15 protein-coding genes are annotated in these 12,993 nt (G+C 30.0%); all 15 read right to left on the minus strand.

Going from position 1 to position 12,993, the window contains the following annotated elements; translation table 11 throughout:
* Positions 1-62: 62 nt before the first annotated feature.
* On the minus strand, positions 63-1,133 hold the full coding sequence (gene spoIID, locus H8S20_RS14930; RefSeq protein ID WP_186860592.1) for a stage II sporulation protein D: 1,071 nt from the start codon (positions 1,131-1,133) through the stop codon (positions 63-65).
* Between the two features lie 125 nt (positions 1,134-1,258).
* The gene (gene murA / locus H8S20_RS14935; protein ID WP_032117258.1) at positions 1,259-2,521 is read right to left on the minus strand and encodes a UDP-N-acetylglucosamine 1-carboxyvinyltransferase; all 1,263 of its coding nucleotides are present in this window, start codon (positions 2,519-2,521) and stop codon (positions 1,259-1,261) included.
* Between the two features lie 20 nt (positions 2,522-2,541).
* Positions 2,542-3,177 carry a hypothetical protein gene (locus H8S20_RS14940; protein WP_032117257.1) on the minus strand — a complete coding sequence of 212 codons (636 nt, stop codon included), beginning with the start codon at positions 3,175-3,177 and terminating at the stop codon, positions 2,542-2,544.
* 193 nt (positions 3,178-3,370) lie between these two features.
* The gene (locus H8S20_RS14945) at positions 3,371-3,775 is read right to left on the minus strand and encodes an ATP synthase delta/epsilon chain alpha-helix domain-containing protein (RefSeq protein WP_032117256.1); all 405 of its coding nucleotides are present in this window, start codon (positions 3,773-3,775) and stop codon (positions 3,371-3,373) included.
* 5 nt (positions 3,776-3,780) lie between these two features.
* Positions 3,781-5,184: a F0F1 ATP synthase subunit beta gene (gene atpD / locus H8S20_RS14950; protein WP_186860593.1), complete on the minus strand. Its 1,404-nt coding sequence runs from the start codon at positions 5,182-5,184 to the stop codon at positions 3,781-3,783.
* A 15-nt stretch (positions 5,185-5,199) separates the two neighbouring features.
* A complete protein-coding gene (gene atpG / locus H8S20_RS14955; RefSeq protein ID WP_186860594.1) occupies positions 5,200-6,045 on the minus strand; it encodes an ATP synthase F1 subunit gamma in 846 nt (281 codons plus the stop codon).
* A 33-nt stretch (positions 6,046-6,078) separates the two neighbouring features.
* Complete coding sequence (atpA, locus tag H8S20_RS14960) at positions 6,079-7,593, minus strand: F0F1 ATP synthase subunit alpha (protein ID WP_032117253.1); 1,515 nt, start codon at positions 7,591-7,593, stop codon at positions 6,079-6,081.
* 10 nt (positions 7,594-7,603) lie between these two features.
* Positions 7,604-8,143: a F0F1 ATP synthase subunit delta gene (locus tag H8S20_RS14965; protein ID WP_186860595.1), complete on the minus strand. Its 540-nt coding sequence runs from the start codon at positions 8,141-8,143 to the stop codon at positions 7,604-7,606.
* 2 nt (positions 8,144-8,145) lie between these two features.
* A complete protein-coding gene (locus tag H8S20_RS14970) occupies positions 8,146-8,625 on the minus strand; it encodes a F0F1 ATP synthase subunit B (protein WP_032117251.1) in 480 nt (159 codons plus the stop codon).
* A gap of 44 nt (positions 8,626-8,669) precedes the next feature.
* Complete coding sequence (gene atpE, locus H8S20_RS14975) at positions 8,670-8,903, minus strand: ATP synthase F0 subunit C (protein WP_032117250.1); 234 nt, start codon at positions 8,901-8,903, stop codon at positions 8,670-8,672.
* A gap of 71 nt (positions 8,904-8,974) precedes the next feature.
* On the minus strand, positions 8,975-9,658 hold the full coding sequence (locus tag H8S20_RS14980) for a F0F1 ATP synthase subunit A (protein WP_186860596.1): 684 nt from the start codon (positions 9,656-9,658) through the stop codon (positions 8,975-8,977).
* Entirely contained in the window at positions 9,637-10,029 is a 393-nt protein-coding gene (locus H8S20_RS14985; RefSeq protein ID WP_186860597.1) for an ATP synthase subunit I, read from the minus strand. Before H8S20_RS14985 ends, H8S20_RS14980 begins: the two co-directional genes overlap by 22 nt.
* Before the next feature lie 260 nt (positions 10,030-10,289).
* The gene (locus tag H8S20_RS14990; protein WP_032117247.1) at positions 10,290-11,471 is read right to left on the minus strand and encodes an acetyl-CoA C-acetyltransferase; all 1,182 of its coding nucleotides are present in this window, start codon (positions 11,469-11,471) and stop codon (positions 10,290-10,292) included.
* 207 nt (positions 11,472-11,678) lie between these two features.
* Complete coding sequence (locus H8S20_RS14995; protein ID WP_186860598.1) at positions 11,679-12,173, minus strand: deoxycytidylate deaminase; 495 nt, start codon at positions 12,171-12,173, stop codon at positions 11,679-11,681.
* Between the two features lie 164 nt (positions 12,174-12,337).
* Complete coding sequence (gene upp, locus H8S20_RS15000) at positions 12,338-12,967, minus strand: uracil phosphoribosyltransferase (protein ID WP_032117245.1); 630 nt, start codon at positions 12,965-12,967, stop codon at positions 12,338-12,340.
* Between the last annotated feature and the right edge of the window lie 26 nt (positions 12,968-12,993).

Consider the following 12,993-nt stretch of genomic DNA (forward strand, 5'->3'; position numbering starts at 1 on the left):
ATCAAAAAAAAACAAAAAGACTCTTGTTTTTCAACAAAAGTCTTTAAAAATACTCTATTTATTTATTCTCCAAATTTTAAATTTGTAATTTCAACTCCAGTATAGTAATGTTTAAGAATTTCTTCATAGCTCTTTCCTTCTTTACCCATTACATTAGCACCCCATTGACTCATTCCAACTCCATGCCCATACCCTTTACATTTAAATATTATATTTCCATCATTTATTTCATAAGTAAAATTACTTGAATTTAATCCATATAAAAATCTAAAATCCTGCCCCCTAATTGTTTCACCCGCGACTTGAATCTCTTTTACCCCACCTGCTTCACTTTTAGATGTAATGTTTATGCTACTTTCAATATTATCCTCATTTAATGACGAGTTTGGATACTTCTCTTCAAATTTATTAATAAACTCACTGATTGTCATAGGTACTTCACTCTCAAATTTAGGTGATATTTCTTCTCCAGAGCTCTCTACTGACCTTAAATACGGTATATCTGACCAATATAAATCAACTGAGTTTTCAGTTTTTCCTGAACTAGTTGAGAAAAACTGAGGATAAAGAACTAATTCATTTTGATAACTTAATACTTGACCTTTGGTTGATTCAACAGCCTCACTTATCTTATTCCAATTTTCATCTCTAACACTTTCATCCCATAACTCAAGTCTAACAGCTTTAGACGTATAAACTTGACAATGTGTAGAATCACATATATCTGCTCCATTAGCTTTTACACAGTTCTTAATTTTTTTACTAGCTAAATATGTTCTAGCAGCTACAGCTTGAGCTTTTAAAGCTTCCATCTCAAAGGATGCTGGCATCTCATTTGAAATTACACCACATATATATTCTTCTAATGGAACATCAACAATCTTATTTTGTGAAGTTATATATACACTTACTGTTTCATCACCACTTAAAGTTATATCCTTAATCTCTACTGTTGATGCTGTAGGTTCAGTTTGCTCTGTTTCTATATCTACTTCTGATAATTCATTCCCCTTGATTCCTTTTGATTTAATCAACATACTTGGTGTAATTATCATAAATAATACTATACAAATTGTAGTAAATAATATAAATTTAATTCCTTCATCTAAATCTAACTTATACCTTTTATTCATCCCTAACCTCCCACTATCTTTATCCATAAACTATATATATGTTTTAATCTGTAAAATAATTCTATAACATATAAAAAAATAAAGACATATCTAATCAGCATGTCTTTATTTTAAATATAACTATTTTATATTTTAATTCTATGAACATTAGCTCCTAAGCTATTAAATTTATCTTCAATTCTTGTATAACCTCTATCTATATGGTGAATTTCACTTATTATAGTCTCTCCATTTGCAACTAAACCTGCTAAAATCATAGCAGCGCCTGCTCTTAGATCTGTTGCTTTCACCTCACATCCTGTTAGTTGCTTAACACCTTCAACTATAGCTATTCTTCCATCTATCTTTATATTTGCTCCCATTCTAACCAGTTCACCAACATGCATAAATCTATTTTCAAATACAGTTTCTGTTATAATACTTACTCCATTAGTAAGTGACAGCAATGCCATCATCTGCGGTTGCATATCTGTAGGGAAACCTGGATATGGTAAAGTTTTAATATCTACTGGGAACCTATCTTCAGTGCCATCTACTAACATTTTTTCGCCATCTATTTTAAATTTCACTCCAACTTCGGTTAATTTTTCTATACAAGGCATTAAATGCTCTTCATTTACTCCATTTATAGTTATCTTACTCTTAGTTATTGCTGCTGCTACAATAAATGTTCCAGCCTCAATTCTATCGTATATAGGTGTAAATGATTCTGTTTCTTTTAATTCTTTAACTCCAGTTATAGTTATTCTTCCATAGCCTGCACCTTCTACTTTAGCACCCATACTATTAAGGAATCGTGCTAAATCCCATATCTCTGGTTCTTCAGCTGCATTTTCTATTATAGTAACTCCTTCAGCACATACCGCTGCCATCATTAAATTTTCTGTAGCTCCGACGGAAGGAAAGTCTAAATATACCCTTCCACCCTTTAATCCTTCAGTTTTTGTATTAATATATCCATGACCACTTTCAATATCGACACCTAATTTTTTAAATCCTTTAAGATGAAGATCAACAGGTCTACTTCCTATATTGCAACCTCCAGGCATTGATATCTTACATCTACCAAATCTAGCAAGCATAGGTCCAACAATTAAAAATGATGCCCTCATACGTTTTATTAAATCATTGCTTGGCTCTATCTCCTTTAAATTCGAAGTATCTATTATTAAATCTCCTGTTATATCAGAAAACTCAACAGAACATTCTAACTCTCTCAATAAATTTACTAACACTAGAACATCTTCAAGTAAAGGCACTTTTTTTATTGTTATTTTTCTAGGATTTAAGATAGTTGCTACAATTATAGGTAAAACTGAGTTTTTCGCTATACTTATATCAACTTCCCCTTGAAGTTTATTACCGCCTTTAACTATAATTTTTTCCATATTACCCTCCATATTAATTGTTAGTATGTTACAAAAATTATTGGTGTTCCTATAATCATATACTTTCCAGTATCATAATTAATTTGTCCTAGGTTAATCTTACTTCCATCAATAAATTCTGCCTTCAACACTTTTCCGTTACTTATTTCCGCTTCTTCTATAGTATCTTCATTTATTCCATCTAATATAAATGGTAATATATTTTTTTCTTCATTTATTTTAACTTTTGAAAAATAGTAAATTCTTTCATCTATACATTTATTACTTTTCACTTCTTCCACAGCTTGTCTTAAGTCTGTACTCTTAAAACCTTCTGAATTATTTATTATTATAATTTCAACTTTTGTTTTATCTCCATCTATTAAGCTTATATTATAAGTTAACGCATCATCTGAACAAACTATATTATTGTTAACTATATCAATATTACTCTTTGAATCTTTTTTTAGAAGTTCTATAATTCTATCTTTTTCTTCATTAATGCTTGTATTAATAATGTATTCAAGCTTTACCCCATTTTGAACAAAATCATAGTTTTCTATTAAAATATCTTCCATATATCTATAGTATTTTTCACTTTCAGAACATTCATATTCTACTCCATTAATAATTAATAGAGAAAAGAGTATAATAAATATTAATCCTAACTTCTTCATATTATTATCCCGCCTTTCCTCTAAAATTATTGTCCATTTATTAAGTTTTTATACTATTCGATATATAATAATATATTAATTACATCCCCAAAATGTTCCCTTTCTACAAAAAACCTTAATAATAAACAAATTATAAAAATAAAAAAAGAGATATTTTCAAATAAATATAAAAATATTTGAAAATATCTCTTTTCTATATATACTTTGCAACTTCAATTCTTGCTTTTGCTCTTAAAAGCGAGTTTCTTGCTCTTACTGTATTTAGATTATTTTTTTCTGCTAATCTTTTTTTTGCCCTATCTTCTGATAATTTAGCTCTATCTAAATCAATTTCTTTTGGCCAATTTATTGAATCACAACAGAATTTTATTAAATTATTTTCTATATATATAATTCCAAATGAAGTAAATATACTTTTTTCTTTTCCATCACAACAAACGAATTTAGTTACAGTGGGAATTGTACCTATTATAGAATTAGTATGGTTAGGTAAAATCTCAACCTTTCCCTCTTCACTTTCAGTTACTATAGAAAGTATATTCTCTTCAACTTTTTTATTATCATTAGTTATAATAGTTAACTTACTATACCTTTCCATTCAAATCACCCATTTACATTACTAGCTTTTTCTTTTACTTCGTCTATAGTGCCAGCAAATAGGAATAACCCTTCTGGAATATTATCACATTTGCCCTCTAGTATTTCCTTAAATCCTCTTACAGTTTCTGATATAGGAACATACTTACCCTTCATTCCTGTAAACTGTTCTGCAACAGTAAACGGCTGTGATAAAAATCTTTGAATACGCCTTGCTCTTGCAACGACCTTTTTATCTTCATCAGATAATTCATCTACTCCTAAAATAGCTATTATATCTTGTAATTGTCTATATCTTTCTAGTAAATTCTTTACTTCAGTAGCTACATTATAATGTTCATCTCCAACAATTCTTGGATCTAACAATCTTGATGATGAATCTAATGGGTCAACTGCAGGATAAATTCCAAGCTCTGATATAGATCTTGATAAAACAGTTGTAGCATCTAAATGAGTAAATGTTGTAGCCGGTGCTGGATCTGTTAAGTCATCCGCTGGAACATAAACAGCTTGCACTGAAGTTATTGAACCATTCTTAGTTGATGTAATTCTTTCTTGAAGTTCTCCCATTTCTGTTGCAAGTGTTGGCTGATATCCAACTGCTGATGGTATTCTTCCAAGTAGTGCTGAAACCTCTGATCCAGCTTGAGTAAACCTAAATATATTATCTATAAATAAAAGAACATCTTGGCCTTTATCTCTAAAGTATTCTGCCATTGTAAGCCCTGTTAGAGAAACTCTCATTCTAGCTCCAGGTGACTCATTCATTTGACCAAATACTAAAGCAGTTTTATTTATTACTCCAGATTCTTTCATCTCGTAATATAAATCATTACCCTCTCTTGATCTTTCTCCCACCCCTGTAAACACAGATAATGCTCCATGTTCAGTAGCTATATTATTAATAAGTTCTTGGATTAATACTGTTTTTCCAACCCCAGCGCCTCCAAATAACCCTATTTTACCGCCTCTTTGGTAAGGAGCTAATAAATCTATAACTTTTATACCTGTTTCCAGTATTTCAGGTTCTAATGATTGATCTTTAAAGCTAGGCGCTGGTCTATGAATAGGATATCTTTCTTTTTCACCTATAGGTCCAGCATTATCTATAGTATTTCCTAATACATTAAATACTCTTCCTAAAACCTCTTCTCCAACAGGAACAGTAATACAACTACCTGTATCTACAGCCTTCATACCTCTTTTTAACCTATCAGTTCCTTCCATCGCTATAGTTCTCACTATATCATCACCTATATGTTGTTCTACTTCAGTAACTAACTTTTCTTTTTCAATTTCAATTTCAATTTCGATTTTATTGTAAATGTTAGGAAGGGAGTCTGAATCAAATTTAATATCAACTACAGGTCCTATTACTTGAACAACCTTACCTACTTTTTTTTCTTCCATAATCTTACCCCCTTATTATTTCTGCGCTTCAGCTCCACCAACAATTTCAGAAATTTCCTGAGTTATAATGCTTTGTCTTATCCTATTAAATTTAATGCCTAATACTCTTAGCATCTCTGTTGCATTATCAGTTGCTCCATCCATAGCAATCTTTCTTGAACTTTCTTCACTTACTCTAGATTGCAATAAGCACTCCATCAATTTACTTTCTATATATAAATTAATTGCATTTTTAAATACAGTATCTATATTAGGTTCTATAATATATTTATCTTGTCCATCATATTTTTTCTCTATAGGTAATAACTTAACCATTTTAGGTATTTGCCTTATTGGGGATTTAAAGAATGTAAATAAAATATTAACTTCTGTTACCTCTCCACTTGTGTAGAGTTCATCTATTATATATTTCAATTCATTAACTTCAGTACTAGTTGGAATACTCTGCATATCAACAATGTATTTATCTGCTTTTAACTTAAACTTATCAAAATAAGCTTTACCTTTTCTCCCAACAAGAATAATCTTGCTATTATCCCTATCTTCAATAACATCATTAAAGTATGATATAAGATTATTATTAAATCCACCACACAAACCAACATCTGATGAAACAACTAAATATAGCTTTTTGCCTTCCCTATTGCTTGTATATAAAGATTCATAATCATCAGGTAAAGAATTAACAGTTTCTTGTACTATTTCTTCAATTATTTTTACATACTCATCATTATTAGTGAGTCTATTTCTTACTTTTTTAAGTTTAGAAGTAGCAACAAAGCCCATAGCTTTAGTTATTTTCTTAGTACTTTGAATAGATTTTATTCTTCTTTTTATCTCAATAAGTCCAGATGCTCCCACAATAATGCCTCCCTAATAAATATATAAGTAGCTTTATTCATTCTCTGTAAATATTTTTTTAAATTCACTAATACATTCTTCCATATCACATTTAACTTCTTTTGTTAAGCTACCTTCAGTTTTTATACTTTTTAACATGTCCCTATAATGAGTATCTGCAAATTTCATTAACTCTTTTTCAAATTCAGATATGTAACCTAAATTTATGTCAGTTAAAAAGTTATTACTAATTGCATATAAAATCAGAACTTGCTCCTCAACTCTCATAGGTTCATACTGCTTTTGTTTTAAAACCTCTAATATTCTCTTTCCTTTTTCTAATCTTATCTTGGAATCATTATCTAAATCCGATCCAAATTGTGCGAATGATGCTAACTCTCTATACTGAGCGAGCTCTAATCTTAAGCTTCCTGATACCTGCTTCATAGCTTTTATCTGAGCATTTCCACCAACTCTTGATACAGATATACCAGGATTCACAGCTGGTCTTTGTCCGGAGTTAAATAGGTCAGTTTCTAAGAATATTTGTCCATCTGTAATAGAAATAACATTAGTAGGTATATATGCAGTTACATCTCCAGCTAAAGTTTCTACTATAGGAAGTGCTGTTAAAGACCCACCGCCTTTTTCTTTTGATAATTTTGCTGCTCTTTCTAATAATCTTGAATGAATATAAAATATATCTCCTGGATAAGCTTCTCTTCCTGGTGGTCTTCTAAGTAATAATGACATTGTTCTATATGCAACTGCATGCTTTGATAAATCATCATAAACTATAAGAACATCCTTACCCTTATTCATGAAATATTCTCCAATTGTACATCCTGCATAAGGAGCTAAATATTGTAATGGTGCTCCTTCTGCTGCCGTGGATGCTACAATTATAGAATAATCCAATGCTTCCATTCTATCTAAGGTATTCACTATATTGGCTACAGTAGATTGCTTTTGTCCTATTGCTACATATATACATATAACATCCTTACCTTTTTGATTTATTATAGTATCTATAGCTATTGCTGTTTTCCCAGTTTGTCTATCTCCTATTATAAGTTCCCTTTGACCCTTACCTATAGGAATCATAGCATCAATAGCTTTAATTCCAGTTTGTAACGGCTCCTTAACAGATGTTCTATCTATTATTGTTGGAGCTGGTGCTTCTATTGGTTTAAACTCTTCATAGTATATAGGGCCTCGTCCATCTATTGGCTGACCTAATGCATTTACTACTCTTCCCAACATATCTTCACCAACTGGAACTTCTGATATTTTATTAGTTCTCTTTACTATATCTCCTTCTTTTATTCCTTCCTCGGAACCTAAAAGAACACACCCTACATTATCATGCTCTAAGTTTAATGCCATTCCATAAACACCATTAGGAAATTTTAACAATTCGCCTTCCATACAATCATCTAATCCATAAACTCTCGCAATATTGTCTCCAACTTGGATTATAGTTCCTGTGTCTTCTGTCTTTATATTTTTTTCATATTTCACTATTTCTTTTTTTATAATAGATGTAATTTCTTCTGGCTTTATATGCACATTAACACCTCTATTCTAATTCAAGCATTAGTTCCCTTAATTTATCCATTTTAAACTTGATTGTTCCATCTATAACCTCATCATCTATTTTTACATATATGGAACCTAGTATATCAGGATCTATAATTCTCTCTAACACAATTTTTTTGCTATACTTTTTTTCTAAGGCATTTATTAATAAATTATATTGTTCGTCTGTTAAAGGTACTGTAGTCTTAACAAAACCTTTTAATGTATTATTTTTTTCAAGAATTATCTTTTCCATTTCATTTACTTTTTCTCTTAAATGTAGAATTCTCTCTTTCTCAATTAAAATAAGCAAAAAGGATAACAAATCTTCGTCAATTTTATTTTTAAAAATATTAATAAATGCTCTTTTCTTATTTCTTGTACCTACTTGAGGATTTTTGATAAATTCATAAAAACTCTTATCATTATCCATTAAGTCACATATAATCTTTAAGTTTTCAATATATTCATCAACTTTCCCATTTTCTTCTGCAACTTCATAAAGAGCTATCGCATATCTTTTATCTAAATATTCATACATATTTAATCTCCTACTTTAGCGATAAATTCATCTATTAGATCTTTATTTTTACCCTCGTCTATATTCTTTTCTATTAATTGCTCTGATAACTCCATTGCTAAGCTGACATATCTTTCTTTTAAAACATATTCGTTTCGTTTCTTTTCTCTTTCTATCTCAACTCTAGCTTTTTCCTTTATAACTTCAGCATCTCTTTTTGCTTCATCAACTATATCTCTATAAATATCTTCAGCCTTTTTCTTTTCATCTTCAGTTATTTTTCTACTTTGTCTTTTTAGTTCTTCTATTCTTTTTTCACTTTCTATGCTTATTGTTTTTGCCTTTTCTGTAGCTTCCTCAGCTTCTAAAAAGGTTTTATTTATATATTCTTCTCTTTCATTTATCACAGCTTTAACTTTATCAAAGAAAAAATGTTTTAATATTATATATAAAATTGCTGTATTTACTATTGAAGCTAATATAACTCCTATATTTATTTCCATAATTAGCTTTCTCCTTTCTAAGAATTATCTAAAACACTAAATTTTTAGCTTATTCCTACAAATATTAATAATATTGATACTAATAAACCATATATTGCTGTAGCTTCAGCAAATCCAGCACCTATCATTAAAGCAGTTGTTATCTTACCACTTGCTTCTGGTTGTCTAGCGATTCCTTCGACAGCTTTAGCTGTTGCATTACCTATTCCAATAGCAGCTCCTATTCCTACTAAAACTGCTATTGCAGCTGCTAATGCTCTTACTGATTCTTGATCCATAATTTAATTCCTCCTTAATTTGCATTTATTTTTATTAATAATGTCAGTAAAGTTTAATATCAATTTTTTCTTTAATGTTCTACAGTTATTTTGGTATTTATCATTGTTAGCATTACAAATATAACCATTTGAATTGCTCCATCAAATATATCAAAATATGCATGAAGTGGTATTGGTAACCCAATCTCAGCAATCCAAGCTAATGATGATAAACCTTGATATACCAATTCAACTAAAACTGTTGCAGCTAATATATTTCCAAACAATCTTAGAGCTAATGATATTGGAAGCATAACTCTTTCTAATATATTTATTGGTAGCATAACAGCCATAGGCTTTGCATATCCTCCAAAGTAACTCTTTATACCTTTTTTTCTAATTGTATAAGCCTGTATAAATACAAATACTATTAGAGATAAAGCAATTGTTACACTAAAATTTTTAGTAGGCGCTGCTATACCAACTAATCCTGTGAGGTTCATTATTAAAATGAATATAGCCAATGTCCCTATAAATGGCACTACATCTCTATATTCCTTCCCCATGTTGCTATCCACAACATTATTAATTAGGTTATACAAGTATTCAACAATTACTTGTTTCTTACCTTGCGGTTTACTTTTTAAATCTTTTGTAGCATACCATGCTAAAATCCCCACAAAGAGTATTATTACTAGTTGTATTACTGCCTCTGGCTTTATATCTATTACTAGACGGCCAAGATTAAATGAGATTATAGGTTTGTATGGCTCCATTTACTCACTCCCCTTTGCATTTTTAACCAAGTTATTATTAACATTATAAAAAAACTTATAAATCCTAATATATAGGCTAAAAGTTCTTCAATATTATATATAAATGGATACGCTATAATAACTACTGTTATAATTCTTAAAATATAACTAAATGGAAAAATATACTTAACAAACTTCTTCTTACTTTTAATTGTTTTTTCAATTATAATTCCACTAAGTACAAAATTTGTAGTTGCAACTAATAATCCTAAAGAAAATATAACACCTAATATAGCATGTCCAATTAAAAACATAGCAAAAATAATAATAGCTAATGTCAACATGATGTTCTTTATAAGTATCCTCAGTAAACTTTTTATTTCCCTATTCATATATTATTACTCCTTAGATAACTTCTGTAATTATATCTCTTTAAAACATTAATATAAAACTCCATTTCCATTATTTTTCACCTAAATACCCCTGTATTTATTTGTAATTATTTCTATAATTCACTATTGCTTATATTTTTTAACTTTATCTCATTTTATGAATAATCTATTTAATTTATGATTTATTAAATTCATTTGACTAAATTTTCAGACTTTTGAATAATAATAAAAGACCTTACTCAAAGTAAGGTCTTTTATTATTATTCTCTTTCTACTATTAAAGCTGTTCCCATTCCTCCACCTATACAAAGTGTTGCTAAACCTTTTTTAGCATCTCTCTTTTCCATTTCATGAAGTAATGTAACTAATATTCTAGCCCCAGATGCTCCTACTGGATGTCCAAGTGCTATTGCTCCACCATTAACATTTACCTTGCTCATATCAAAGTTTAAATCTTTAGCGACAGCTAAGCTTTGAGCTGCAAATGCTTCATTTGCTTCTATTAAATCCATATCCTCTACTGTTAATCCTGTATTCTCTAATGCTTTTTTAGTTGCATGGAAAGGTCCATATCCCATAATTGATGGGTCTAGTCCTTTACTTCCATAAGAAACTATTTTAGCCATTGGTTTAATTCCTAATTCTGCCGCTTTTTCAGCACTCATCACTACTATCGCTGCTGCTCCATCATTAATTCCTGATGAACTTGCTGCTGTTACAGTACCATCTTTAACAAATGCAGGTTTCAATTTAGCCATTCCTTCAATTGTAGCACCGAATCTTGGAAATTCATCTTGTGCAAATACTTTTGGTTCCCCTTTTCTTTGAGGAATTACTACAGGTACTATTTCATCAACAAATCTACCTTCTTTTATAGCCTTTTCAGCTTTTAACTGAGAATTTACAGAAAACTCGTCTTGCATTTCTCTTGTTAATCCCCATTCTTTTGCTATATTCTCTGCAGTAACACCCATATGATAATTATTAAATGCATCTGTTAATGCATCATTTATCATTGTATCTACCATTTTACCATCGCCCATTCTTTGTCCCCATCTAGCTGATTTTAATGCATATGGAGCTTGAGACATACTTTCCATTCCCCCTGCAACAACTACATCTACATCTCCAGTTTTAATCATTTGAGCAGCTAATGATACAGTTCTTAATCCTGATCCACAAACCATATTTATTGTCATAGCAGGTACTTCTACTGGTATTCCAGCTTTTACAGATGCTTGTCTAGCAACATTTTGACCTAATCCTGCTTGTATAACATTTCCCATTAAAACTTCTTCTACTAATTCTGGCTTGATTCCAGCTCTATTTACAGCTTCTTTAATTACTAATGAACCTAAGTCTACTGCTGGAACATCCTTTAACGCCCCTCCAAAAGATCCTATTGCAGTTCTTACTGCACTTACTATTACTACATCTCTCATAATATACCCTCCCATTAATCTCATATAAAGAATAAAACTGTTAATTGTTAAACAATTAACAGTTTTATTATACCACTTACCACTTTTCATTTTCAACCATATTTTGTATATTTTTATATATTTTACATTTTATAGAAATATTAATCTTTTGTCTATGTATTCTAACTATATAATTATTATGATGTTTTTCATATTAACTAATTCCACTTATATATTTTCAATATCTAAAGATAAATGTATATTCTTCTCTCTTGGGGTAAGTTGTCTTAACTTAACTCCAGTTGCGCTAAACATTTTCTTTGAAGCCTTTACAGAATCTGTATCAGCATATTTATCGCTTAAATATACTACTTCTTTTATCCCAGACTGAATAATTGCCTTAGCACATTCGTTACATGGAAATAATGCTACATAAATAATACATCCACTTAAATCTTTTCCTTTTGCATTTAATATAGCGTTTAATTCTGCATGTACTACATATAAATATTTTGTATCTAAAGTCTCTCCTTCTCTTTCCCAAGGGAATTCATCATCTGAACAACCTTTTGGTAACCCATTATAACCTATACTTTCAATTACATTTGAACTATTTACAATACAAGCCCCAACTTGAGTACTAGGATCCTTACTTCTCATACCCGATAACAATGCTACCGACATAAAATAATCATCCCACTTTAAATAAGCTTCTCTCTTCATAAAAACACCTCTTTTTATATGTTATGTTTATTTAATGTAAAATTCTTAATTCATAATTCAAAACCAAGAAATTTATTCCCTTAACTTTTCATTTATAATTTAGAATTTCTCATTTAATTTATTATCAATTTATTAAAAAAACGAAGCAACTGCTTCGTTCTTTATTACTTAGTTCCGAAAAGTCTATCTCCAGCGTCACCTAAACCTGGTACTATATATCCTTTTTCATTTAATTTTTCATCTATAGCAGCTACATATATATCTACATCTGGATGTTGTTTTTGAACTAATTCTATTCCTTCTGGTGAAGAAATTAAGCACATTAATCTTATCTTCTTAGCACCTCTTTGTTTTAATAACATAATAGCATCAGCCGCTGATCCACCTGTAGCTAACATTGGGTCAACAACAATTACATCTCTTTCTGCTATATCTTGAGGAAGTTTACAGAAATACTCTACTGGTTGAAGAGTTTCTTCATCTCTATATAGACCTATATGTCCAACCTTAGCTGCTGGTATTAGGTTAAGTATTCCATCAACCATCCCAAGTCCAGCTCTTAATATAGGAACTACAGCCATCTTCTTACCTGCTAACATTTGACATGTAGTTCTACAAATTGGAGTTTCGATTTCAACATCTTCTGTTTCTAAATCTCTAGTTACTTCATATGCCATTAACATAGATACTTCTTCAACTAATTCTCTAAAATATTTAGACCCTGTATCCTTACTTCTTATATAAGCTAACTTATGTGATATTAATGGATGTCTCATTTCTGTTACTTTACTCATCTTTTATTCCTCCTAAATTAAACTAA

The sequence above is a fragment of the Clostridium hominis genome, from assembly GCF_014287825.1.
Lineage (GTDB): Bacteria > Bacillota > Clostridia > Clostridiales > Clostridiaceae > Clostridium > Clostridium hominis.

Excerpts from the sequence above, each read along its gene's own strand:
- upp (WP_032117245.1), bottom strand. The coding sequence starts at position 12,967 with ATGAGTAAAGTAACAGAAATGAGACATCCATTAATATCACATAAGTTA.
- H8S20_RS14985 (WP_186860597.1), bottom strand. The coding sequence starts at position 10,029 with ATGAATAGGGAAATAAAAAGTTTACTGAGGATACTTATAAAGAACATC.
- H8S20_RS14980 (WP_186860596.1), bottom strand. The coding sequence starts at position 9,658 with ATGGAGCCATACAAACCTATAATCTCATTTAATCTTGGCCGTCTAGTA.
- H8S20_RS14990 (WP_032117247.1), bottom strand. The coding sequence starts at position 11,471 with ATGAGAGATGTAGTAATAGTAAGTGCAGTAAGAACTGCAATAGGATCT.
- H8S20_RS14945 (WP_032117256.1), bottom strand. The coding sequence starts at position 3,775 with ATGGAAAGGTATAGTAAGTTAACTATTATAACTAATGATAATAAAAAA.
- spoIID (WP_186860592.1), bottom strand. The coding sequence starts at position 1,133 with ATGAATAAAAGGTATAAGTTAGATTTAGATGAAGGAATTAAATTTATA.
- H8S20_RS14970 (WP_032117251.1), bottom strand. The coding sequence starts at position 8,625 with ATGGAAATAAATATAGGAGTTATATTAGCTTCAATAGTAAATACAGCA.
- H8S20_RS14965 (WP_186860595.1), bottom strand. The coding sequence starts at position 8,143 with ATGTATGAATATTTAGATAAAAGATATGCGATAGCTCTTTATGAAGTT.
- atpE (WP_032117250.1), bottom strand. The coding sequence starts at position 8,903 with ATGGATCAAGAATCAGTAAGAGCATTAGCAGCTGCAATAGCAGTTTTA.
- atpD (WP_186860593.1), bottom strand. The coding sequence starts at position 5,184 with ATGGAAGAAAAAAAAGTAGGTAAGGTTGTTCAAGTAATAGGACCTGTA.
- murA (WP_032117258.1), bottom strand. The coding sequence starts at position 2,521 with ATGGAAAAAATTATAGTTAAAGGCGGTAATAAACTTCAAGGGGAAGTT.
- H8S20_RS14995 (WP_186860598.1), bottom strand. The coding sequence starts at position 12,173 with ATGAAGAGAGAAGCTTATTTAAAGTGGGATGATTATTTTATGTCGGTA.
- H8S20_RS14940 (WP_032117257.1), bottom strand. The coding sequence starts at position 3,177 with ATGAAGAAGTTAGGATTAATATTTATTATACTCTTTTCTCTATTAATT.